This is a genomic window from Mesorhizobium sp. LCM 4577 (assembly GCF_001854795.2).
Taxonomy (GTDB): domain Bacteria; phylum Pseudomonadota; class Alphaproteobacteria; order Rhizobiales; family Rhizobiaceae; genus Mesorhizobium; species Mesorhizobium plurifarium.
Genome location: NZ_MDDU01000056.1, coordinates 174109 through 195894, shown reverse-complemented (window position 1 = coordinate 195894; position 21786 = coordinate 174109). Strand labels below are relative to the sequence as shown.

Here is a 21786-nt window from a genome sequence, read left to right as displayed (position 1 = left end):
GCGGTTCCGGGGCAACGACATGCATCAAAACAAATGCATGTCGCCCGGAAGTGTGCAGCGGTTCCGGGACAACGACATGCATCAAAACAATTGCCGGGATGCAAAGCGCTGAAAACTCGGCTAAAAGCGGCAGCACAACAATCAGTTTCGAACGGATGGATCGATGACCCGTAGCAGGATTTTGGTGACGCTGGCGTTGCTGGCGGCGGTTGTCACCGTTACCGCCTGCGGCAGGAAGACCGGCCTCGACACGCCTTATGAGGCGGCGGTGCAGGCACGCAAGGATGCGGAAAAAGCCAAGCAGCCGGTGCCGCCCGAGCCGGAAAAACCGGTCAAGGACAGGAAATTCATCCTCGATCCCCTGCTCTAGAGCCGATGAGATCGACCCGATCTCATACCGCTCCAACTTCCGGAACCGAACCTCGTGAACCATTTCGATTACCGCGACGGCGTGCTCCATGCCGAGGACGTCGCGATCCCTGATATCGCTGCCGCGGTCGGCACGCCCTTCTATTGCTATTCGACGGCGACGCTGACCCGCCATTTCCGCGTCTTCAGGGAGGCCTTCGCCGGCCTCGACGCGCTGGTCTGTTACGCCATGAAGGCGAACTCCAACCAGGCCGTTCTGAGGACGCTGGCCAAGCAGGGCGCGGGCGCCGACGTGGTCTCGGAAGGCGAAATGCGCCGCGCTTTGGCCGCCGGCATACCGGCCAGCAAGATCCTGTTTTCCGGCGTCGGCAAGACCGCGCGCGAGATGGATTTCGCGCTCTCGGCCGGCATCCTCTGCTTCAACGTCGAATCCGAGCCTGAGCTCGAGCTTTTGTCGGCGCGCGCCGTGGCGCTCGGCAAGGTGGCGCCGATCTCGCTGCGCATCAATCCGGATGTCGATGCCAGAACGCACAAGAAGATCTCGACCGGCAAGGCCGAGAACAAGTTCGGCATCCCATGGCAGCGCGCCCGGCAGGTCTATGCCCGCGCGGCTGAATTGCCGGGCATCAAGGTGACCGGCATCGACACCCATATCGGCAGCCAGATCACCGAATTGCAGCCCTTCGACGACGCCTTCGCGCTGCTCGCCGAGTTGGTCGGCGCGCTGCGCGCCGACGGACATTCGATCGAGCATGTCGATCTCGGCGGCGGCCTCGGCATTCCCTACCGTGTCGACAACAGCCCGCCGCCATTGCCCGACGCCTATGCCGAGATCGTCAGGAAGCACGTCACCAGGCTCGGTCTCAAGGTGATGTTCGAGCCCGGCCGCCTGATCGTCGGCAATGCCGGCATCCTGGTGTCTGAGGTGATCTATGTGAAGGAAGGCGACGCCAAGAACTTCCTTATCGTCGACGCCGCCATGAACGACCTGATCCGGCCGACGCTCTATGACGCCTTCCACGACATCCGGCCGGTGGTGCAGCCGCACGCCTCGACGGCGCGCATGAAGGCCGACGTCGTCGGCCCGGTCTGCGAGACGGGCGACTTCATCGGCCTCGATCGCGACCTGCCGAGGCTGAAGGCCGGCGACCTGATCGCCGTTTCCACCGCCGGCGCCTATGGTGCGGTGCAGGCCGGCACATACAACACCCGGCTTCTGGTGCCGGAGGTTCTGGTCGACGGCGACCGCTTCCATGTCGTGCGGCCGCGCCAGACCTACGAGGACCTGATCGGACTGGATTCTATCCCCGACTGGCTGAAGTAACCGAGTGGCGACGACGCTTTAAGGAGCAAGCCATGCTGGAAAAAAAGACGATCACGCGCGAGCGCATCGCCGCTGTCGAACCGCGCATCCGTCCCTATGTGCGCCACACGCCCGTCATGCGCGTCGACATGGCGGATTTCGGCCGGCCGGCCTTTCCGGTCGACCTGAAGCTCGAATGCCTGCAGCATTCCGGCTCCTTCAAGGCGCGCGGCGCCTTCACCAACCTGCTCGAACGCCAGGTGCCGGAGGCCGGCGTGGTCGCAGCGTCCGGCGGCAATCATGGCGCGGCCGTCGCCTACGCCGCCATGAAGCTCGGGCACAAGGCCAGCATCTTCGTGCCCGAGGTCAGCCCGCCGGCGAAGCTCGCGCGCATCCGCGGCTACGGCGCCGAGCTGGTGGTCGGCGGCGCCCGCTATGCCGAGGCGCTGGCCGCCAGCGAGGAATTCGCCGCCAGAACCGGCGCCCTGCAGGTGCACGCCTTCAACCAGGAGGAAACGCTGCTCGGCCAGGGCACGCTCGGCCTGGAGATCGAGGCCGACCTGCCCGAAATCGACACGCTGCTGGTCGCCGTCGGCGGCGGCGGCCTGATCGGCGGCATCGCCGCCTGGTTCTCGGGGCGTATCCGCATCATCGCCATCGAGCCCGAGGGCGCGCCGACGCTCTACCGCGCCTTGGAGGCCGGAAAGCCGGTCGATGCGCCGGCCGAAGGCATCGCCGCCGATTCGCTGGCGCCGAAGCGCGTCGGCGAAATAATGTTCCCGATCGCCGAGGCCTTCGTCGAACGTTCGATCCTGGTCAGCGACGACGACATCGTCGCGGCGCAGAGGGCGTTGTGGGACCGCGTGCGAATCATCGCCGAGCCGGGCGGCGCCGCCGCCTTCGCCGCCATGCTTTCCGGGCGCTATGTGCCGGCGGAAACCGAGCGCGTGGCCGTCCTGGTCTGCGGTTCCAACACGAATCCCGCCAATTTCTGATCATAACCCGGCCAAACCGCTTCACGTTTTTGGAACCCGCCTCGCCTTTGCCGTGTTTGTTGGTATCCTTCTGGCGATGACGTCCGGGCTATCGTGCCCGGGCAGGAAGGGCCGATGACCGAACGACCCATTTCCAGCGGCGAACGCGGCTTGGCCGGGCGCCTGGCGCTCAGCCGGTTGGCGACACGGGCCTCGATACTCTTCGAGCGCGCCTGGCCGCTCGTGCTGCCGCTGCTGGTCGTCGCCAGCCTGTTCCTCAGCTTTTCATGGTTCGGCCTGTTCCCGCGCTTGCCGGATGCGGCGCGCATCGGCCTTCTGATCCTGTTCGCGCTGGCGGCGGTCGCGGCGCTCTATCCGCTGCGCTTCTTCCGCTTGCCCTCGGCCGCCGAGATCGACCGCCGCATCGAGGCGGCGAACGAATTGCTGCACAGCCCGGTGCAGGTGCAGACCGACCGGCCGAGCGGCGCCGACAGCATCTTTTCGCAGGCGCTGTGGCGCGAGCACCAGAAGCGCATGGCCGAGCGGCTTTCGAGCCTCGGCGCCGACCGGCCGCGCACCGGCGTGCCGGACTATGACCGCTGGGGCCTGCGCGCCGTGGCCGGGCTGCTGTTCGTCACCGCCCTGGCCTTCTCCTTCGGCCCATTCGGCGGCAGGGTCGGCGACGCTTTTGTCGCCCGCGCGGTGCACGATGCCGTGCCGCCGCGCATCGACGCCTGGGTGACGCCGCCCGCCTATACCGGCAAGGCGCCGCTGTTCCTGACGGCCGATGCCAACCAGGCCGTCCAGACCTTTTCCGTTCCGCAAGGCAGCGACGTTTCGCTGCGCGTCACCGGGGGCTCGGGCGAGGAAACGCTGAGCTATGCCGATCAAGGCGGCAATGACCGCGCCATCGAGCCCGCGGCGCCCCCCGGAGCACCCAAGGGGACCGCGCCCGCTGCCGCCAGCCAGACGGCGCCAAACGTCCGCCAGTTCTCCGGCAAGCTGAACACCAACGGCACGCTGACGCTGAAATCCGGCGATAGCGATCTCGGCCACTGGGCCTTTGCGGTCATCCCCGACAAGCCGCCGACGATCCGCTTCGTCGGCGAGCCGAAGCGCGCCGTCAACGGCGCCATGGAGCTCAACTACCAGATCGACGACGATTACGGCGCGGCCTCCGCCAAGGCCGTTTTCGAACTGTCCGACCCGCCGGCCGCGAATGCGCATCCGCTTTATGGCGCGCCCGACATGCCGCTGACCCTGCCGCGGCGCGGCGGCAAGGCGAGCGCGGCCAAGACGACCAAGGACCTGACCGAGCATGTCTGGGCCGGCGGCAACATCAAGCTGACGCTGAGCGTCACCGACGATGCCGGCCACACCGCGACCAGCGACACCAAGACGCTTGTCATGCCCGAGCGGCCCTTCGCCAACCCGCTGGCCCGCGCGGTGATCGAACAGCGCCGGTTGCTGGCGCTCGACACCAATGCCAAGCCGCGCGTCCTCGACCTGATGGATGCGATCACGCTGCGGCCCGAGGACACGTTCGACAACATGTCGAACTATCTCGCCATCATGAGCGCGCGGAGCCGGCTGAAGCTCTCCGAGAGCGACGACCAGTTGCGCAACGTCGTCTCCTATCTCTGGGAGATCGCGCTCGGCATCGAGGAAGGCAATCTGTCGGCCGCCGAGCGCCGGTTGCGCCAGGCGCAGCAGGCGTTGCAGGACGCCATCAAGAACGGCGCCAGCGATCAGGAGATCGAAAAGGCGATGAAGGAACTGCGCGAGGCGATGAACCAGTTCCTGCAGGAATTCGCCCAGCGCGCGCAGCAGAACCCGAACGCGCCGCAGATGCAGCAGAACGGCCGCGAGCTGCGCCAGAGCGATATCGACCGCATGATGGATCAGATCGAGAATCTGGCCAAATCGGGCGATCGCGACAAGGCGCAGCAGCTTCTCTCCGAGCTGCAGGACATGATGAACAACCTGCAGGCCGGCCGCCAGCAGCCGGGCGGCGAGCAGGATAGCGAGCTGCGCCAGCAGATGGACAAGCTCGGCGATATCATGYGCCGCCAGCAGGAAATGATGAACGACACCTTCCGCCTCGACCAGATGCAGCGTGGCTCGCGCGACAATGGCGAACAACAATTCGGCGAGGATGGCGAGCAACAGCAGCAGGGCCAGGACGAGCAACGGCCAGGTCCCGGCCAAGACCGCGATCCGCTGGGACGGCCGAAAATGTCGCCGAAGGACCTCGCCGATGCGCTGAAGCAACTGCAGGAAGGCCAGGGCCAGCTGCAAAGCGAGCTCGATCAATTGAAGAAGGGCCTCGAAGGCATGGGCATGCAGCCCAATGAAGGCTTCGGCGAGGCCGGCAAGTCGATGGGCGACGCCGAGCAATCGCTTGGCCAGGGCGATGGCGACCAGGCCGTCGGCCACCAGGGCCGCGCGCTGGAAGCGCTGCGCCGCGGCGCCAAGGACATGATGAAGCAGATGCAGGCCATGCAGGGCGACCAGGGCGGCGGCGAGCAGGGTGGCCGCGAGCAGAATGCCGACCGCGATCCGCTGGGACGGCCGCGCGCGACCAACGGCCCTGATGACGGCACCTCGGTCAAGGTCCCCGACGAGATTGACGTGCAGCGCGCCCGCCAGATCCTCGACGCGATCCGCAAGCGGCTCGGCAACGCGCTCAGCCCCGACATCGAGCGCAGCTATCTCGAACGGCTGCTGGAGCTGAAGTAGCTTCTGCCTCACAGCTGTTAGACTGGATGTGAGGCCCTTGCCCACTTTTGAGATGCTGGCGGGACAGCGCCCCTCTCTGTCCTGCCGGACATCTCCCCCACTTGGGGGGAGATCGGATGTCGTCACCGCTTTCGCCAATCGCCAACGCCGCGATCACCAATACCGCAGGAAAAGCGCGGTCGCGGGAACTGGCAATCTCCCCCCTTGTGGGGGAGATGTCCGGCAGGACAGAGGGGGGCGCGAAGGATCGCTGTGCGCCGGTATCTATGCCGCAGGCGCGACCTGCCTTGTCAACATGAACGCCTCGCGGATCGCGTTCTCCATGCCGTCGATCGCATCGCCGGTCGCCTGCGGATTGCGGTGCAGCACGACGTTGGAGGAATCGATGTCGCCGAAGCCGTCGGCGGCCGTCAGCTCGCGGCAATCTTCCGGGATGTTGCTGCGCGAGATCGGCGCGATGGCAAGGCCGGAAGTGACCGCGAGCGTCAGGCCGCCATTGGTGTCGCTGGTGTAGGCCACGCGGTAGTCGAGGCCGCGCTGCTGCAGCGACTTGATGGCGAAGTCGCGGCACCAGCCGTTGCGGCTGTAAAGCGCGATCGGCACCGGCCGCTCCTCATGCATGTGGTGCAGCGTCGATGTAACCCAGACCGTCGGGTCGTGCATCAGCACCTCGCCGCCGGAAGAGCCCTCCCATTCGAACACCACGGCGAGGTCGAGCTCGCCGGCCGCGAGCGCCCGCACCTGCGAATCCGAGTGCGCGTAGCGCACCGTGACCTCGACGCGCGGATGCCGCTTGGCGAATTCGCCCAGCGCCCGCGACAAGATCGAACGTCCATATTCGGCCGGGATGCCGATGCGCACCAGCCCGCCGAGCGGCGGCGCCACCAGCGAGGCCGCCGTTTCGTCGAGCAGCGAGACGATCCGGCGCGCGTTGACGATGAGCTCGCCGCCACGGCGTGTCAGCGCCACGCCGCGCGAGCCGCGTTCGAACAGATCGTCGCCGACCATGTCCTCGAGCTTCTTCATCTGCATGGACACGGCCGATTGCGTGCGCCCGGCTTTCTCCGCCGCACGTGTGAAATTGCCGGTCTCGGCCACCGCCACGAAGGTGCGCAGGAGGTCGCTGTCGAGCACGGGCTTCATCGATTTTCCGCCATAAGCAAATTTGATTGCAGGCATCATTCCAATTCGTTTGCAAGATGTCAAATGCCGCAGGATAGTCGCGTCACCCATTGGATATGCGACCGCGAAATCGGCCGCGGACCAATCGAAGAGTCCTCACTCGTACCCGCTGCCTGAAAACGGTAGCGGGTTCTTTTTGCTGATAAAATGCGGCTCGCGGGGGGCCGACACCGATGCAGAACCGGACGGTGCTTGGCATTCTGAGCCTCTGCCTCGGCGTGCTGGTTTTTTCGCTGCAGGATCCGCTGGTGAAGGCGGTGTCGGGCGGCTATCCGGTGACCGAGGTGATGGCGATCCGGGCCATCGTCGCGTTGCCGATCCTGATCGCCATCGTCCAGGCCGATGTCGGCCTGAAGGCGGTGCTGTCGAAGCGCTTCGGCATGCTGACGCTGCGCGCCTTCATCCAGTTCTCGTCCTACACGGTCTACTATCTGGCGATCGCCGCCTTGCCGCTGGCCGATGCGGTGGCGCTCTATTTCATGGCGCCGCTGTTCATCATGGCGATGGCCGGACCTTACCTTGGCGAACGCGTCTCGTGGAAAACGCTGGCGACGGTGCTGATCGGCCTGGTCGGCGTGCTGGTGATGGTGCGCCCCGGCGCCGGCGTGTTCGACTGGGCGGCGCTGTTGTCGCTGGGCTCGGCCTTCCTTTACGGCTTTTCGCAACTGATGGCGCGCCGCATCGGCGACACCGAATCGTCGACCGTGATGGCCTTCTACCAGAACGGCGCCTATCTCAGCGGCGCAATTGCCGTCGCGACCGTCTTTCATCTCGCCGGCATCACCCATGCGGCGCATCCGAGCGTCGAATTCCTGGTGCGGCCGTGGGTTTGGCCGACAATGCCGGACTTCCTCAAGATGGCCGCCTGCGGCCTCGTTGCGTCCGCCGGCATGATCCTGTTGTCGCAGGCCTACCGGATGGCGCCGGCCAACCGCGTCGCCACCTTCGAATACACCGGCATCCTGTGGTCGCCGCTGTGGGGTTTCCTGTTCTTCGCCGAAGTGCCGCGTGAAACCACCGTGCTGGGCGCGGCGCTGATCATCGGCGCCGGCCTGCTTGCGCTCAGCGGCGGGCGTCGGCGAAATGCCGCGCCGGCAACCGGCGCGGTCTCAAGCGAAGCAGCTTAATGCCTTGCCGACGCGGGTGCGGATCTCGGCCAGCGTGAATGGCTTCTGCACGACGTCGAGGATGATGCCGTTGAGCTCCTCGGCGCGCTCACGCTGGTCGGCATAGCCGGTCATCAGCATGATTCTCATCACCGGGAACTCTCTCGCGGCGGCTGTCGCCATCTCGATGCCGTCCATTTCCGGCATGCGGATGTCGGACACCACAAGGTCGTAGCCGCCGCGGGCCTGCCGGATCATGTCCAACCCCTGCGCGCCGTCGGTGGCGACGGTGACATTATGGCCGTCGCGCTCGAGCGCGCGGGCAGCGAGGGTGCGGACGGACTCATCGTCCTCGACGATCAGAAGCTTTGCCATGCCGAGATAGATGCCGCCGAAACGTTGATGTTTTCTGAAAATTCTAACGATCGGCAGCTTTTGGAAGGACGCTGGCGTCCTTTCAGGCGTCGCCCTTCACCACGCCGACAAACGGCAGCTCGCGGAACGCGTGGGCGACATCCATGCCGTAGCCGACGACGAAATAGTCCGGACAGTCGAAGCCGACATAATCGGCGTTGAGCGCGCTCTGGCGGCGCATCCGCTTGTCGAGCAGCACCGCGATGGCGCAGCTCCTGGCGCCGCGCGAAAGCATCAGATCGCGGGTGAAGGAAAGCGTCTTGCCGGATTCCAGTATGTCGTCGATCAACAGCACGTCGCGGCCGGCGACCTCGTTGTCGATGTCGCGCAGCACCCTGACCTCGCCGCTCGTGGTGCCGGCGCCATAGCTTGAAATGAAGATGAACTCGACTTCCGGCGACAGGCCGACATCATGCATGGCGCGGATGAGATCGGCGGCGAAGACGAACGAGCCCTTGAGGATCGAGATCACCAGCAGGTCGTGGTAGTCGCGCCCGGCGATTTCCTTGGCGAGCTCGAGATTGCGGCGCGCGATCGCCGACGCCGAAAACAGGACCTCGATGTCCTTGCCACGCACAACTGGCATTCTTTTGTCCTTCAAAATCGGCAGCGACGTCGACAGGAGCGGAGCGTACGTTTCGGTACGTGAGCACCGGAAGCGCGGGAAACCGCTATTTGCAGGCCGGCCTCGCCTGAATATCGACCCGTCTAGCCGGCGAAGATTACGGAGACGGTCTTCACACCGTCTTTAGGCACATCGAGGCGGCTGGAAAAGCCGAATCTTTCGCCGGGCCCCAGGGAACGGTTGGATGTCCCCAGCCTGTAGCGGATGATATTGGCGTTGTTGTCGGTGACGCGGATCTCGAGCGGCGGCAGCGTTTCCGACTTCATCCCGTCATTCGCCGCCTCGCCATCCACGAACAGCACCGGCTTCAAGCCCGACGCGTCGATGCGCGACGTCACGCCGGAAATGGTGAGCGCGCTCGCCGGCGCGGGGGTCGTCCAAAAGGGGCTTTGCCGGACCAGCGCATGACCACCCGACACCCAGAAGGAGGCGAGCGCTATGCCGACGCCGGCGACCCAGAACAGCGGGCCGCCTCGCGAGGAGCCCGACGGCGCGGCCTCCGGCTTGCGCAGCATGCCCATGCCTTCGATCGATGGCGAGGAAGGAACCTGCGGCGGCGCGGGCGCTGTCGACGATTCAGGGTGCGCGACAAAACGCGGCAGCACTACATAGTCGGCATCGACGATGTCGGTCGCGCCGGACATGACGCGCTCCGGCGCGGCCTTTGTCGCCGAACCGGTCATGATTTCGCCGGAAACAGGGCGCGCGGTTCTCTCGTCAGCCATTACGGCACCAGTGCAATCTTCGTTTCTTTTGCGTAAACGGAATTGGTTAACGCTTCCCCACCGGAATGGCTTTGATGCACGCTGAATGTCACAAAATTAACCGCCGGTTAACCATGCCGGCCGATGGTCTGTTAGAGCAATTCCAGGAAAAGTGTGAAACGGTTTTCCGTCCGGAATTGCGTCAAACGAAAGATAGAGCGGTTCGCCGTTTCCGTGAAACGGTGGAACGCTCTAGAGTAGATTGTGGCGCGTCGCCGCCGAGAGTTTCAGGTCGCCGAACGTGATCCGCTTCGAAAATGTCGGCCTCCGCTATGGCATGGGTCCGGAGATCCTCCGCGACATTTCCCTGCACATTCCGGAGCGCTCCTTTCAGTTCCTGAGCGGCCCTTCGGGCGCCGGCAAGACGACCTTGCTGCGCCTTTTGTTCATGTCGCTGAAGCCGACGCGCGGCCTGATCACCATCTTCGGCAAGGACCGCTCGCGCATCTCGCGCGGCGAACTGCCGTTGCTGCGCCGCCGCATCGGCGTGGTGTTCCAGGATTTCCGTCTGCTCGACCACATGACGACGTACGAGAATGTGGCGCTGCCCTTGCGCGTGCGCGGGCGCGAGGAAGCGAGCTACCGCACCGACGTGACCGAGCTTCTGAAATGGGTCGGCCTCGGCGACCGCATGCATGTGCTGCCGCCGGTGCTGTCCGGGGGCGAGAAGCAGCGCGCCGCGATCGCCCGCGCGCTGATAGAGCAGCCGGAGATCCTTCTGGCCGACGAGCCGACCGGCAATGTCGACCCGCCGCTGGCGCGCCGGCTGCTCAGGCTGTTCATCGAATTGAACCGGCTGGGCACCGCCGTGGTGATCGCCACCCACGACCTTGGCCTGATGGAGCAGGTCGATGCGCGCCGCATGATTCTGGCTGGCGGAAGGTTGGACGTCTATGACTGACCTTCCAGCCGATCAGCTGCACGATGAAGCCGACGCCGAGGCGCCGGCGACGATCCGGCGTGTCCAGCGCAAGACGGCGCCGATCGTGCCGGCGCAGAACATCGCCGGCCGGGCGCTGGTGCTGGTCATCGCCATCATGACCTTCCTGTCCTGCCTCACCTTTGGCGCGGTGACCCTGGTGCGCGATACCGCATCGGTCTGGGAGAACCAGATCTCGCGCGAGGCGACGATCCAGATCAAGCCGGCCGATGGTCTCGACATGGAGGCGGCCCTTGCGCAGGCCTCGCAGATCGCCAGCGAGTTCCCCGGCGTGAAGGGCACCAAGATCATCGACCGCGACGCGACGGCGCGCCTTCTGGAACCATGGCTGGGCAGCGGCCTCAACATCGACGAGCTGCCGGTGCCGCGCCTCATCATCGTCACCATCGACGAGGCCAGCCCGCCGGACTTCGCCGCCATGCGCGCCGCCATCGCGCCCAAGATCCCGACCGCGGCGCTCGACGACCACCGCACCTGGGTCGATCGCCTTGTCGCCATGGCGCGCACGACGGTGACGATCGGCATCGCCGTCTTGGTGCTGATGCTCTCGGCGACCGTGCTGACGGTCGTGTTCGCCACGCGCGGTGCCATGGCCGGCAACGGCCATATCATCGAGGTGCTGCATTTCGTCGGTGCCGAGGCGCGCTTCATCGCGCGCGAGTTCCGCTGGCATTTCCTGGTCACCGGCATGAAGGGCGCGGCCGCCGGCGGTGCGCTCGCGATCCTCGTCTTCATCGTGTTTTCCTGGTGGTCGTCGCGCAACATGGCCACGCCCCAGGCCGACCAGGCGACCGCTTTGTTCGGCAATTTCGCCATCGGCTCCGCCGGCTATTTCGGCGTCGGCCTGATGGTGCTGGTGATCGGCGCGCTGACCGCGGCGACCTCGCACGCCACCGTCGTCGCCTATCTCAGCGACATCGACGTTCGCCAACCGGATGCGGGCTGATCCATGAGCTCAATCCGAAAGCCGGCGCAAGCGCTATATAAGACAACGATCACACACGGGACACCTGCCGTAACGCAATGTGCGCGTCTTACCCATCAAACGCCGCATTTCGGAGTTAACCATGCGATGCTTTCAGGATTAACCTGGGGATGATGGAAGCGCGGGATTCGATCGATACGGTTGGACGGATGCCGGCGATGCGTGTGCGCAGCGCTGCCCCCGCCGGGCTTGGTCGTTTGCGGCTCGCCTTGCGCGTCTGCGGTTTCGCGGTTCTCGCCGCGCTGGTGCTTTTTGCAGGCGGCTTCGGCTGGTTCGCCGACAAGGTCAGCCACATGACGACGCCGACCAATCCGGCCAGGGCCGATGCCATCATCGTGCTCACCGGCGGGCAGTCGCGGCTCGATGCGGCGATGGATCTGCTGGCCTCCGGCAAGGGTGAGCGACTGCTGATCAGCGGCGTCCATCCCTCGGCCACAAGGCGCCAGCTGCAGGCGGCGATGGGCGGCGACAAGCAGCTCTTCTCCTGCTGCGTCGACATCGACCGCGCCGCGCTCGATACCATCGGCAATGCCGAGGAAAGCGCCAAATGGGTGGAGAACCACGCCTATGGCAGCATCATCATCGTCACCAACAATTACCACATGCCGCGCAGCCTGCTCGAGATGGGCCGGCTGCTGCATGGCGCGCGGCTCGAGCCCTATCCGGTGGTCAACACCAATCTCGGCAATGGTGGCTGGCTGACCAAGCCGGAAGCGCTGCGCGTGCTGCTGACCGAATACAGCAAATATGTGCTGTCGCTGGCGCGCGGCGTCCTGCCGCTTCGCACGACGCCCGAGGGCGTCACGCTGGCGGAAGCATCGACCGTGGTGAAGAACTAAAGCTCAGCCGCCGCACCATCGCGCAGGCGGGCAATCTCCTGCTCCAGGCCGGCGATGCGCCGGTCGCGCTCGGCCAGTGCCGCCGCGACATCCGCCGCCTCGAAGCGCTGCGGGATGTGCTGCGGGCAATTGGCATCCCAGGCCGTGACCGTGAACAGGATCGCCTGCTCCGGCCGTGCCTTGTAGTCCGCCGGCATCAGCTTCGCCGTCAGTTCCGGGTCATTTTCGACGACCCGAGCCCTGCCCCAGATCTTGATCCGCTGCCTGAGCATGTAGTCGATCAGGAACAGGAAGGCCTGGTCGTTGTCCTCGAGGTTGCCCTGGGTGATGAACTGCCGGTTCCCGGAAAAGTCCGCGAAGCCGATCACGTGCTCGTCCAGCACCTTGAGGAAGCCGGCCGGCCCGCCGCGATGCTGGATGTAAGGCTGTCCCTGGGCGTTCGCCGTCGCCAGAAACACGCTTGTCTGTGCCTCGATGAAGGCGGCGAGGTCCGGCGTGATCGTTGCCCGCCAGCCGCCGCGCTGCTCGACGCGTGCGTAGGAATCACGCGACCCCTTGCGGGACTGGATGGCCTTGACGGTCGGCGTGAAGGCGACGTCGCTGGTGAATTCATTCATGCCGGCGCTCCTTGGACCAGGATAGCAAGTGATTTAGCCTCTTCCGAAAATCGGATGTAGAGCGCATATTCGCAATCCATCTTTCCAGTTTTCGGAAGAATAATGGACCGCCTCGACGCCATGTCCCTGTTCGTCGCCACGGTGGAGGCCGGCAGCCTTTCCGCTGCAGCCAGGCGCGCCGGCGTGCCGCTGGCGACGGTGAGCCGCAAGCTCACCGACCTGGAGAAGCATTTGAAGACGCGCCTGCTCAACCGCTCGACGCGGCGCCTGACGCTCACCGATGCCGGCCAGTCTTATCTTGCCGCCTGCCGCCGCATCCTCGACGAGGTGAGCGAAGCCGAACGCACCGCGGCCGGCGAATATTCGAGCCCGACCGGCGAGCTGGTCATCACAGCGCCGGTCGTCTTCGGCCGCCTGCATGTGCTGCCGGTGATCACCGCCTTTCTCGCCATCTATCCGCAAGTGGATATCCGCCTGACCTTGTCCGACCGGATCACTCAGCTGGCCGAGGAGCATATCGATCTGGCGGTGCGCATCGGCGAGCTGCAGGGTTCGGCCATGGTTGCAATCCGCGTCGGCTCGATCCGTCGCCTCGTCTGCGCAAGCCCCGCCTATCTCGCCATGCACGGCACGCCGGAGAAACCGCAGGATCTCGCGGGCCACAACGGCGTCACCTTCGAAGGTCTCGCCGCTCCCGCGACATGGAGTTTTGGCTCTGGCAAGACGGAAACCACGGTCCCGGTCCGCTCGCGCCTGCAGGTCAACACCGCCGAAGCGGCGATCGATGCCGCGATTGCCGGCCTCGGCCTGACAAAAGTGCTCTCCTACCAGGCGGACGCCGCCGTGCGCGCCGGCACGCTGCGGGTGGTGCTGGAGTCGTTCGAGCCACCGCCCTGGCCGGTGAGCCTCGTCCATGCCGGCCAGGGCCGGCTGCCGGTGAAGCTGCGCGCCTTCCTCGATTTTGCAGCGCCGCGCCTGAAGGAGCGGCTGGCGCGGTCATTGTAAGCAATTCCAGGAAAAGTGCATCGCGGTTTTCCGTCCGGAATTGCGACAAAACAAGAGTGGCCAGCGTTCGAGCACCGTGCCGTTTCCTTTTTGCCGCCGCTTGGTGTAACCAACGCACACTTCCTCACGGGCCCCTTGCATGCTCATCATCCGCTCGCTAGCGTTCAACCTCGTTTTCTATCTCAGCCTGATCGTCCAGATGATCTTCTGGACGCCTTTCTATTTCCTGTCGCCGCGCCATCGCGCCTGGTTCGTGCCGAAATTCTGGTCGCGCACCTCGATGTGGCTCTATGACAAGATCGCCGCGACCAAGAGCGAGATCACCGGCGTCGAGAACCTGCCCAAAGGCTCCTTCATCCTGGCGCCGAAGCACCAGTCCTTCTGGGACGCGATCGCCTTCTTCCCCTATCTCGACGACGCGCTCTACATCCTGAAACGCGAGCTGACCTGGATCCCTTTCTTCGGCTGGTACATCATGAAGATGCGCATGATCCCGGTCGACCGCGGCAGCCGTTCGAAAGCGCTGAAGGCCGTCGTCGTCGCGACCAGGCAGGAGATGGATCGCAACCCGCGCCAGCTCATTATCTATCCCGAAGGCACGCGCCGCCCGCCGGGCGCCGAGCCATCCTACAAATACGGCATCGTCGAGATCTATTCGCAACTGGGCGTCCCCGTGGTGCCGGTCGCCCATGTCGCCGGCCTCTACTGGCCGCGCCGCAAGTTCCTGCGCTATCCAGGCACCATCAAGGCCCGCTTCCTGCCGCCGATCCCGCCAGGGCTCGGCAAGGAGGAATTCATGCAGCGGCTGATCGGCGAGACCGAGGCTGCCTGCGATCAGATGCTCGTCGAGGCGGCGCAGGCGCCGAACCCGCCGCCCATGCCGCCGACGGCGCTGAAGCGGCTGGCGGAACTCGGCGTGGCCGCAAAGACCTGATCGGATAAGGCGTTTCACCGTTTCACAGAAACGGCGAAACGCCTTATCCCTTTGTTTTTACGCAATTCCAGACGGAAAACCGCTCACACTTTTCCTGGAATTGCTCTACCGCAGCGCCGCCAGCGCAGTAGCCAGCACCAGCGTCGCCGCAAATAACAGGTTGATGATCCGCGATGCCAGCGGATGGCGGAGGAACCGTGCGAAAGCGGTTCCCGCAAGCAGCCACACGACGTGGATGGCGACGATCATCGCGGCAAGCACCAGCAGCCTGGTGGAAACGCCCAACGCATCGGCCTGCGACGCGGCGCCGGCGAAGACAGCGGCGATCGCCACATAGGCTTTCGGGTTGGCGACGGCGAGCATGAAACCGCCGAGAAAATCAGGCTTCGTCGCCGTGCTCCCGCGCTCGGTCAAGGGCGGCGCGGTCGCGATCCGGAAAGCCAGATAAAGGATGTAGGCCGCCGAGGCGATCGCCAGCACCGGCGCCACTCCCGGCACCGATGTCAGTATGCCGAAAATCCCGGCCGCCACCGCCAGAAGCACGGCGATCGTGCCGAGCACCACGCCAGACGTGTAACCCAGGGAAGGACGCAGACCGAAGGCCGCGCCGACCGCGGTGACGCTGATGGTCGCGGGTCCCGGGCTGCCCATGACGATGGTTGCGGCCACGATGAGTGCCAGCAATTGTTGCCAGGGCTGCGCCTCGTTCAAGATGCCACCGGCCATGCCGAACCCTCCTGCTTGCCGCGATGCGACAGGACTTACGAGGGTGTGTCATGACCGTCTTGGACGATCGTGCACGAAGGCGCTAGCTACTCGCGCGGTCTAGCGCCCCGATATCGTCAGGCGAAAGCTTCAACGACGCGGCGCGGATCAGACTGTCCATCTGGGCCGGCGTCGTCGCGCTGGCGATCGGCGCGGTGACACCCGGCCGTGCGATGATCCAGGCCAGCGCCACTTCCGCCTGCTTGGCCGAATGGCGCTCGGCCACGGCATCGAGCGCGGCAAGGATGCGCATGCCGCGCTCGTTGAGGTAGCCGGCGACGCCCTCGCCGCGCGTGCTTTGGCCGAGATCGGCCTTGCTGCGGTATTTGCCGCTCAAAAATCCCTTGGCCAGGCTGAAATAGGTGATGACGCCGATATCCTCGGCCTTGCACAGGTCAAGCAGCGGTCCGTCGAGCGACGAACGATCGTACAAATTGTATTCGGGCTGCAGCACCTCGTAGCGCGGCAGGCTGCGCAGGCTGGCGACGTCGAGCGCGGCGCGCAACTGGCCGGCATCGAGATTGGAGCAGCCTGGATAGCGTATCTTGCCCTTTTCGAGCAGCCGCTGATACGCGCCGAGCGTTTCCTCATAGGGCGTGGCAGGATCAGGCCAGTGCGACAAATAGAGGTCGATGACGTCGGTTTGCAGCCGCTTCAGCGACGCGTCGACCGCCTTTTCGATATAGGCGGCGGAGAGGTCCTTCTTGCCTTGCCCCATATCGGAGCCGACCTTGGTGATGACGACGATTTGATCGCGGTTGCCGCGGCTCTTCATCCAGTTGCCGATGATGGTTTCCGATTCGCCGCCCTTGTTGCCGGGAACCCAGCGCGAATAGGAATCGGCCGTGTCGATGGCGTTGAAGCCTGCCGCGACGAACCGGTCGAGCAGATCGAAGGAGGTCTTCTCGTCGGCGGTCCAGCCGAAGACGTTACCGCCCAGGACCAGCGGCGCGATGGAAAGGTCGGTGCGACCGAGACGACGTTTCTGCAAGACTGATCTCCGTGATGCTGGAACGGGCCTGACGCCCAAGGATGGGATGCCGGTAAGCTAGGTCGTGGCCGGACAAGGTCAAAGGCATGGTTTTGCTTTTTGATCGGACCMGCGCTTCACGAAGGCGAGACCTGACGACCCACCTCTTCCAGCCAGTGATCGCGAATGCCGAGCGCCTCGAGATGCTCGAGCGTGCTCAAGACGTAATCCTCGTTCCGGCCGGATTGGCCAACGGCGCCGCGAACGATACCTGCCGCGTGACCGGCGTCGAGCGCCCCGGCATATTGCTCATGCTGCCGGTCGACGATGTAGGCAACCGCCTCGACTGTACTGCCGCCATGCAGCCGGACGTCCAGCATGCGTTCGAGATAGACGCTGGTCACCAGCTCGCGTTCGCGCAGATAGGAAAGCACCTCGTCGCGCAGATTGCCGGGAACGCGGTAGGCGAGGCCGATGCAGGAGCCGCCCCGGTCGAGGCCGAGCACCAGGCCCGGCCGCTCCCGCGTGCCGCGATGCACGAAGGAATAGACGCAAAGCGAGCGGCGATAGCCGTAAAGCCGGGCGCGGCGCGTCTCGACATGGGCAAATCCGGGCCGCCAGATCAGCGACCCATAGCCAAAAACCCAAAAATCGCCCATATCGCCAAGCCTGATCGCATTCGAGTGAACGACACCGCACCGACAAGGTGCTTCTTCTGTCCCCCGCTTGTTTGCGTATTGGTAAACGCCCGCTCGCCGGGGTTAACGAGAGCCGCAGCATGACGTCAAGTGACGAGCGATCGCCCAAACCCCGCCGCCGGCTGTTCTGGCTCGCCGCGTTCATCGTCGTGCTGTTCGCCATCTACAGCGGCGGCTGGTTCTATCTTGCCGGCAGGCTCAAGACCGAAGCCGACCAGGCGGTGGCGCGATTGGGCGGCAAGGGCATCGCCGCTGGCTGCGCCAACCTCACCGTCAGCGGCTATCCGATGAGCTTCACGGTCTCCTGCGACAACATCGCCTACGAGGACGACGCCCGGAAGGTCGCGGCCTCCACCGGAAGCTTCAACGCCGTCGCCGCGATCACCGGGCCTTTGTCGCCGGTCGCCGACCTGCGCGGGCCGCTGCGGACGATGGCGCCCGGCATGCCACCGCTCTGGATCGACTGGGACCAGTTGCAGGCCAATGTCAAAGTGTGGTGGCCGCTGCCAAGGAGCGTCTCGCTGCGGGCCGAAGGCCTGAACGGCCAGACCGATCCGCAGGACGACACGGATCCGATGCAATTGTTCAGCGCCGGCAAGGCGGCAGGCCAGCTGCAGCCAGTCGGCCAGGACATCAACTATGTCGGCAGCTTCGGCGATCTGGAGATCAATGCGGATGCCATCGACGGACGCGTGCTGCCGGCGCTGGACGGCAGTGGCGACGTAACGCTGAAGAACGGCGTAGCGTTGATCGCGACGCCGCCGAAGAGCCTGCGCGGCCAGTCGATCGACATCGCCAGGCTCGACCTGTCGTCGGGAACCGCGCGCATCACCGTGTCCGGGCCGGTCTCCGTCGACGCGGAAGGCCTGATCGATGCAAGCCTGACCATCAAACTCAAGGACCCCAAGGCAGTGGCCGCCATCCTTGGCGGTGCCATCCCGGAGCACAAGAGCGAGATCGAGCAGGGATTTGCCGGAATCGCCATGCTTGGCAAGGAGCCGTCCCTGCCGCTGAAGATCGTCAAGAGCAAGGCTTCGCTGGGCTTTATCCCACTCGGCAAGATCAAGCCGGTCGAGTAAAGCAGCGATGGCGAGACTGCTCAGCGTCGGCGCCTTCACCCTCGACACGATCCTGCGCGTCGAGACGCTGCCGGCGCATCAAGGCAAGTTCATCGCCAGCGACGGCGTCCAGATCGCCTCCGGCATGGCGACGAGCGCCGCCTGCGCCGCGCATCGCCTTGGCGCCGAGGTCTCGCTCTGGGCGAGCACGGGCGACGATCCGGTCGGCGACCAGCTGATCGCCGACATAGAGGCCGAAGGCGTCGACTGCAGTCTCATCCGCCGCGTCGCCGGCGCGCGGTCGGCGCTGGCCGCGATCGTGGTGGACGCGCATGGCGAGCGCATCATCGTCCCCTTCTACGACAAAAAGGCGCAAGCCGATCCCGAGGCTTTGCCGCTTGCCGATCTTTCCGCCTTCGATGCCGTGCTGGTGGATGTCCGCTGGCCGGGCGCCGCGGCGCTCGCCTTGAGCGCGGCCCGATCGATCGGCCGCCCGGCGATCCTCGATGCCGATACCGCGCCCGTCGAGGTGCTGGAGCGGCTCTTGCCCTTGGCCTCGCACATCGTCGCCTCGGAGCCCGCGGCCCGCATCGTCTGCGGCCACGCGCTCGACCCCGAAAGCGCCTGCGCCGACCTCGCCTCGCGCACCGACGCCTTTGTCGCGGTGACCGGCGGCGCTGCCGGCACCTGGTGGCATGACCGGACGACCGGGCGCGTACGCCATGTCGAGGCGCCGAAGGTCAAGGCGATCGACACGCTCGCCGCCGGCGACGTCTTCCACGGCGCTTTTGCCGTCGGCCTCGCCGAGGCCATGCCCATGGAGAAGGCCTTGCGCTTTGCCAGCGCCGCCGCCGCGCTCAAATGCCTGCGCTTCGGCGGCCGGCTGGGCGCGCCGGACAGGGCCGAGACGCTGGCCATGATGGCGGCGCACTGGCCACCATCGGAACAAGGGTAGCGGCACGGCACAGGGATTTGACCGATCGGCTCCGTTCGCGTTGGCAGGTGGATGCCTCGGAGATTGGCCGAAACGCCCATCGCGATCGTCATTCCAGGGCGGAGCAGGAGCGAAGCTCCGTCGCGAAGACCCTGGTATCCATGCCGCTACCTTCGCCAAGGCGTGCAACGGAGCAGAATTCTGCACCGCGGCAACGCTTCCAAGTCGCGGCATGGATTCTATGGTCTGCGCTGCGTCGCTTCGCTCCTTGCTCCGCCATAGAATGACGAGGTTGGGAGGCCTCAGCCAATCTCCAAGGCTGCCAATGCAGACATAGTCGACCGGTCAAAGTCCGGTGCCGAGAAATTAAGGAACCAGCCTACGACTTGGCCGGATGCTCGACGGCCTGGCGGCCAAAGTCCGGCACGTCGATATCCTGGCCGGCCTCGATGATCGAGCGGCGGATGGCGCGCGTGCGGGTGAAGAGGTCGAACAGCTTCTCGCCGTCGCCCCAGCGGATCGCGCGTTGCAGCGAGGCGAGATCCTCCGAAAAACGCGCCAGCATCTCCAGGATCGCGTCCTTGTTGTGCAGGCACACGTCCCGCCACATGGTCGGATCGGAGGCGGCAAGGCGGGTGAAATCGCGGAAACCGGAAGCGGAATATTTGATGACCTCGCTCTTGGTCACCGCTTCCAGATCGTCCGCCGTGCCGACGATGTTGTAGGCGATGATATGCGGCAGATGCGAAACGATCGCGAGCGTCATGTCGTGATGCTGCGGATCCATCGTGTCGATGTTGGAGCCGCAGCGCCGCCAGAATTCCGAAAGCGTCTCGAGCGTGGCGGGATCGGTGCCCGGCAGCGGCGTGAAGATGCACCAGCGGTTCTCGAAGAGATCGGCGAAGCCGGCATCGGGCCCGGACTTTTCCGTGCCGGCCAGCGGATGGCCGGGGATGAAGTGCACGCCCGCCGGCACATGCGGCTGCATCTGCRCGATCACCGAGGCCTTGGTCGAGCCGACATCGGTCAGGATGGCGCCTTTCTTCAGCGCCGGCGCGATCTCGGCCGCGACCTCGCCGGACGAGCCGACCGGCACCGAGACGATGACGAGGTCGGCATCGCGCACCGCTTCCCTGGCGTCTGTCGAGTAGGAATCGCCGAGACCGAGCTCCTCGGCGCGCTTCAGCGTCGAAGCGCTGCGCGTCGCGATGGCGATGTGCCTGGCAAGCCCCTCGCGGCGGATGACGCGGGCGAGCGACGAGCCGATCAGGCCGATGCCGACCAGCGCTATTTTCTCGAACATCGGTGATGCCATGGCGTTCTAGCTTTTCAGGAAGGTCTTGAGCGCATCGATGACGCCGCGATTTGCTTCCTCGGTGCCGACGCTCATGCGCAGCGCGTTGGGGAAGCCGTAGCCGGTGACGCGCCGCAGGATATAGCCGCGCGCGCTCAGATAATCGTCCGCGGCCGCCGCCGAATGCTTCTCGCCGTCGGGAAAATGGATCAGCACGAAATTGCCGACGCTGGGCGTGACGCGCAGGCCGAGCCCGGTCAGCTCGGTGCTCAGCCAGGCCAGCCATTTCTCGTTATGCGCCACGCTGCGCTCGATATGGGCGCGGTCGCGGATCGCGGCGATGCCGGCCTCGATCGCGGTGGCATTGACGTTGAACGGGCCGCGGATGCGGTTGATGGCATCGACGATATGCGCCGGCCCGTACATCCAGCCGATGCGGGCGCCGCCGAGGCCGAGCTTGGAGAAGGTGCGGGTCATCACCACGTTCTCGGAGCTGCCGGCCAGCTCGATGCCGGCTTCGTAGTCGTTGCGCCGGACATATTCGGCATAGGCCGCGTCGAGCACCAGCAGGACGTTTTTCGGCAATGCCGCGTGCAGCCGGCGTACCTCCTGGAACGGCACGTAGGTTCCGGTCGGGTTGTTCGGGTTGGCGAGGAAGACGATGCGTGTCGCCGGTGTCACGGCCGCGAGGATCGCGTCGACATCGGCGCGCTCGTCGGTTTCCTTCACCGCCACCGGCTTGGCACCCGCCGCCTGGATGTAGATCTTGTAGACCATGAAGGCGTGTTCGGTGAACACGGCCTCGTCGCCCGGCGCGAGATAGGTCTGCGCCAGCAGCCCCAGGATTTCGTCGGAGCCGTTGGAGCAGATGATGTTGGCCGGGTTCAGACCATGCACCTCGGCGATCGCCTCGCGCAGCCGCCGCGCCGTGCCGTCGGGATAGACGTCGAGCTTCGCCGCCACTTCGCGCGCGGCCTCGATCGCCTTCGGCGAGGGCCCCAGCGGATTTTCGTTCGACGACAGCTTGTAGACTTTCGTCACGCCGGCCGGCGCCGTGCTTTTTCCCGGCACATAGGCCTCGATGTCCATGATGCCCGCGCGGGGCGTCGGACGGGGCTGATCCTGCTTCATGTCACAAATCCGTCGAGAAGGCCTTCAAGGCCGCAGCGGGAATACAGGCCACGGGCTGGAATGTCGAGTGCCGGCGCCTGGCGTAAGCGGGCCGCTCGCGAGGATCGGGGCCTTGAAAATCGCGCGGCGCCTCAGGAGCC

Annotated in this window: 22 protein-coding genes; 12 read left to right on the top strand and 10 right to left on the bottom strand. The window is 65.4% G+C overall.

Features of this window, described 5'->3' with window-relative positions; genetic code table 11:
• Window positions 1–163: 163 nt before the first annotated feature.
• From LCM4577_RS34150 to LCM4577_RS34135, 4 genes are all read left to right on the top strand, one after another.
• Window positions 164–370 (top strand): lipoprotein, encoded by a 207-nt coding sequence (locus tag LCM4577_RS34150; protein WP_040989264.1) that lies wholly within the window; start codon window positions 164–166, stop codon window positions 368–370.
• 54 nt (window positions 371–424) lie between these two features.
• Complete coding sequence (lysA, locus tag LCM4577_RS34145; RefSeq protein ID WP_071033621.1) at window positions 425–1693, top strand: diaminopimelate decarboxylase; 1269 nt, start codon at window positions 425–427, stop codon at window positions 1691–1693.
• 32 nt (window positions 1694–1725) lie between these two features.
• Window positions 1726–2667, top strand: coding sequence for a threonine/serine dehydratase (locus LCM4577_RS34140; RefSeq protein ID WP_071033622.1), 942 nt, complete (start codon window positions 1726–1728; stop codon window positions 2665–2667).
• A gap of 114 nt (window positions 2668–2781) precedes the next feature.
• A complete protein-coding gene (locus tag LCM4577_RS34135) occupies window positions 2782–5385 on the top strand; it encodes a TIGR02302 family protein (RefSeq protein ID WP_071074960.1) in 2604 nt (867 codons plus the stop codon).
• Window positions 5386–5649: 264 nt separating this feature from the next.
• Here the strand turns inward: LCM4577_RS34135 and LCM4577_RS34130 are convergent, their stop codons facing one another.
• Entirely contained in the window at window positions 5650–6528 is an 879-nt protein-coding gene (locus LCM4577_RS34130; protein WP_071074974.1) for a LysR family transcriptional regulator, read from the bottom strand.
• Window positions 6529–6740: 212 nt separating this feature from the next.
• On the opposite strand from LCM4577_RS34130, the gene LCM4577_RS34125 reads away from it, so the two are divergent.
• Window positions 6741–7694 carry a DMT family transporter gene (locus LCM4577_RS34125; protein ID WP_071033626.1) on the top strand — a complete coding sequence of 318 codons (954 nt, stop codon included), beginning with the start codon at window positions 6741–6743 and terminating at the stop codon, window positions 7692–7694.
• On the opposite strand, the gene LCM4577_RS34120 is transcribed toward LCM4577_RS34125, so the two are convergent.
• From LCM4577_RS34120 to LCM4577_RS34110, 3 genes are all read right to left on the bottom strand, one after another.
• Window positions 7677–8048, bottom strand: a complete 372-nt coding sequence (locus LCM4577_RS34120) for a response regulator (RefSeq protein WP_040989271.1) — start codon at window positions 8046–8048, stop codon at window positions 7677–7679. The genes LCM4577_RS34125 and LCM4577_RS34120 overlap by 18 nt on opposite strands.
• A gap of 82 nt (window positions 8049–8130) precedes the next feature.
• Window positions 8131–8673 (bottom strand): hypoxanthine phosphoribosyltransferase, encoded by a 543-nt coding sequence (gene hpt / locus LCM4577_RS34115; RefSeq protein ID WP_071074958.1) that lies wholly within the window; start codon window positions 8671–8673, stop codon window positions 8131–8133.
• A 122-nt stretch (window positions 8674–8795) separates the two neighbouring features.
• Entirely contained in the window at window positions 8796–9437 is a 642-nt protein-coding gene (locus LCM4577_RS34110) for a hypothetical protein (protein ID WP_040989273.1), read from the bottom strand.
• A gap of 280 nt (window positions 9438–9717) precedes the next feature.
• Between LCM4577_RS34110 and ftsE the strand changes: the two genes are divergently transcribed.
• The 3 genes from ftsE (at window position 9718) to LCM4577_RS34095 (ending at window position 12240) form a co-directional block, all read left to right on the top strand.
• Entirely contained in the window at window positions 9718–10377 is a 660-nt protein-coding gene (gene ftsE, locus LCM4577_RS34105) for a cell division ATP-binding protein FtsE (protein ID WP_027167480.1), read from the top strand.
• Window positions 10370–11362 (top strand): ABC transporter permease, encoded by a 993-nt coding sequence (locus LCM4577_RS34100; RefSeq protein ID WP_071074956.1) that lies wholly within the window; start codon window positions 10370–10372, stop codon window positions 11360–11362. The genes ftsE and LCM4577_RS34100 overlap by 8 nt, the downstream gene beginning before the upstream one ends.
• Before the next feature lie 149 nt (window positions 11363–11511).
• Entirely contained in the window at window positions 11512–12240 is a 729-nt protein-coding gene (locus LCM4577_RS34095; RefSeq protein WP_040989275.1) for a YdcF family protein, read from the top strand.
• Here the strand turns inward: LCM4577_RS34095 and LCM4577_RS34090 are convergent.
• Window positions 12237–12857, bottom strand: a complete 621-nt coding sequence (locus tag LCM4577_RS34090; RefSeq protein WP_071074954.1) for a pyridoxamine 5'-phosphate oxidase family protein — start codon at window positions 12855–12857, stop codon at window positions 12237–12239. The two genes, LCM4577_RS34095 and LCM4577_RS34090, sit on opposite strands and share 4 nt — an antisense overlap.
• 102 nt (window positions 12858–12959) lie before the next feature.
• On the opposite strand from LCM4577_RS34090, the gene LCM4577_RS34085 reads away from it, so the two are divergent.
• Window positions 12960–13862, top strand: a complete 903-nt coding sequence (locus LCM4577_RS34085; RefSeq protein ID WP_071074952.1) for a LysR family transcriptional regulator — start codon at window positions 12960–12962, stop codon at window positions 13860–13862.
• Window positions 13863–14001: 139 nt separating this feature from the next.
• Window positions 14002–14796 (top strand): 1-acyl-sn-glycerol-3-phosphate acyltransferase, encoded by a 795-nt coding sequence (locus tag LCM4577_RS34080; RefSeq protein WP_071074950.1) that lies wholly within the window; start codon window positions 14002–14004, stop codon window positions 14794–14796.
• 105 nt (window positions 14797–14901) lie between these two features.
• On the opposite strand, the gene LCM4577_RS34075 is transcribed toward LCM4577_RS34080, so the two are convergent.
• From LCM4577_RS34075 to LCM4577_RS34065, 3 genes are all read right to left on the bottom strand, one after another.
• The gene (locus LCM4577_RS34075; RefSeq protein WP_071074948.1) at window positions 14902–15522 is read right to left on the bottom strand and encodes a LysE family translocator; all 621 of its coding nucleotides are present in this window, start codon (window positions 15520–15522) and stop codon (window positions 14902–14904) included.
• 82 nt (window positions 15523–15604) lie between these two features.
• Window positions 15605–16552: an aldo/keto reductase gene (locus LCM4577_RS34070; protein ID WP_071074946.1), complete on the bottom strand. Its 948-nt coding sequence runs from the start codon at window positions 16550–16552 to the stop codon at window positions 15605–15607.
• A gap of 116 nt (window positions 16553–16668) precedes the next feature.
• A complete protein-coding gene (locus tag LCM4577_RS34065; protein WP_041000344.1) occupies window positions 16669–17190 on the bottom strand; it encodes a gamma-glutamylcyclotransferase in 522 nt (173 codons plus the stop codon).
• Window positions 17191–17309: 119 nt separating this feature from the next.
• Here LCM4577_RS34065 and LCM4577_RS34060 point away from each other — a divergent pair, with 119 nt between their 5' ends.
• Both LCM4577_RS34060 and LCM4577_RS34055 read left to right on the top strand, forming a co-directional pair.
• Window positions 17310–18308 (top strand): DUF2125 domain-containing protein, encoded by a 999-nt coding sequence (locus tag LCM4577_RS34060; RefSeq protein ID WP_041000342.1) that lies wholly within the window; start codon window positions 17310–17312, stop codon window positions 18306–18308.
• Between the two features lie 7 nt (window positions 18309–18315).
• Window positions 18316–19242 (top strand): sugar kinase, encoded by a 927-nt coding sequence (locus tag LCM4577_RS34055; protein WP_071033643.1) that lies wholly within the window; start codon window positions 18316–18318, stop codon window positions 19240–19242.
• Between the two features lie 358 nt (window positions 19243–19600).
• Here the strand turns inward: LCM4577_RS34055 and LCM4577_RS34050 are convergent, their stop codons facing one another.
• On the bottom strand, window positions 19601–20536 hold the full coding sequence (locus LCM4577_RS34050; protein WP_198541123.1) for a prephenate/arogenate dehydrogenase family protein: 936 nt from the start codon (window positions 20534–20536) through the stop codon (window positions 19601–19603).
• 6 nt (window positions 20537–20542) lie between these two features.
• Complete coding sequence (hisC, locus tag LCM4577_RS34045) at window positions 20543–21646, bottom strand: histidinol-phosphate transaminase (RefSeq protein WP_071033647.1); 1104 nt, start codon at window positions 21644–21646, stop codon at window positions 20543–20545.
• Window positions 21647–21786 lie beyond the last annotated feature (140 nt).

What these genes read in the sequence shown, in the direction of transcription:
- LCM4577_RS34150 (WP_040989264.1), top strand. Translation starts at nt 164, where the DNA reads ATGACCCGTAGCAGGATTTTGGTGACGCTGGCGTTGCTGGCGGCGGTT.
- LCM4577_RS34140 (WP_071033622.1), top strand. Translation starts at nt 1,726, where the DNA reads ATGCTGGAAAAAAAGACGATCACGCGCGAGCGCATCGCCGCTGTCGAA.
- LCM4577_RS34130 (WP_071074974.1), bottom strand. Translation starts at nt 6,528, where the DNA reads ATGAAGCCCGTGCTCGACAGCGACCTCCTGCGCACCTTCGTGGCGGTG.
- LCM4577_RS34125 (WP_071033626.1), top strand. Translation starts at nt 6,741, where the DNA reads ATGCAGAACCGGACGGTGCTTGGCATTCTGAGCCTCTGCCTCGGCGTG.
- LCM4577_RS34120 (WP_040989271.1), bottom strand. Translation starts at nt 8,048, where the DNA reads ATGGCAAAGCTTCTGATCGTCGAGGACGATGAGTCCGTCCGCACCCTC.
- hpt (WP_071074958.1), bottom strand. Translation starts at nt 8,673, where the DNA reads ATGCCAGTTGTGCGTGGCAAGGACATCGAGGTCCTGTTTTCGGCGTCG.
- LCM4577_RS34110 (WP_040989273.1), bottom strand. Translation starts at nt 9,437, where the DNA reads ATGGCTGACGAGAGAACCGCGCGCCCTGTTTCCGGCGAAATCATGACC.
- LCM4577_RS34100 (WP_071074956.1), top strand. Translation starts at nt 10,370, where the DNA reads ATGACTGACCTTCCAGCCGATCAGCTGCACGATGAAGCCGACGCCGAG.
- LCM4577_RS34095 (WP_040989275.1), top strand. Translation starts at nt 11,512, where the DNA reads ATGATGGAAGCGCGGGATTCGATCGATACGGTTGGACGGATGCCGGCG.
- LCM4577_RS34090 (WP_071074954.1), bottom strand. Translation starts at nt 12,857, where the DNA reads ATGAATGAATTCACCAGCGACGTCGCCTTCACGCCGACCGTCAAGGCC.
- LCM4577_RS34085 (WP_071074952.1), top strand. Translation starts at nt 12,960, where the DNA reads ATGGACCGCCTCGACGCCATGTCCCTGTTCGTCGCCACGGTGGAGGCC.
- LCM4577_RS34080 (WP_071074950.1), top strand. Translation starts at nt 14,002, where the DNA reads ATGCTCATCATCCGCTCGCTAGCGTTCAACCTCGTTTTCTATCTCAGC.
- LCM4577_RS34075 (WP_071074948.1), bottom strand. Translation starts at nt 15,522, where the DNA reads ATGGCCGGTGGCATCTTGAACGAGGCGCAGCCCTGGCAACAATTGCTG.
- LCM4577_RS34065 (WP_041000344.1), bottom strand. Translation starts at nt 17,190, where the DNA reads ATGGGCGATTTTTGGGTTTTTGGCTATGGGTCGCTGATCTGGCGGCCC.
- LCM4577_RS34060 (WP_041000342.1), top strand. Translation starts at nt 17,310, where the DNA reads ATGACGTCAAGTGACGAGCGATCGCCCAAACCCCGCCGCCGGCTGTTC.
- LCM4577_RS34055 (WP_071033643.1), top strand. Translation starts at nt 18,316, where the DNA reads ATGGCGAGACTGCTCAGCGTCGGCGCCTTCACCCTCGACACGATCCTG.
- hisC (WP_071033647.1), bottom strand. Translation starts at nt 21,646, where the DNA reads ATGAAGCAGGATCAGCCCCGTCCGACGCCCCGCGCGGGCATCATGGAC.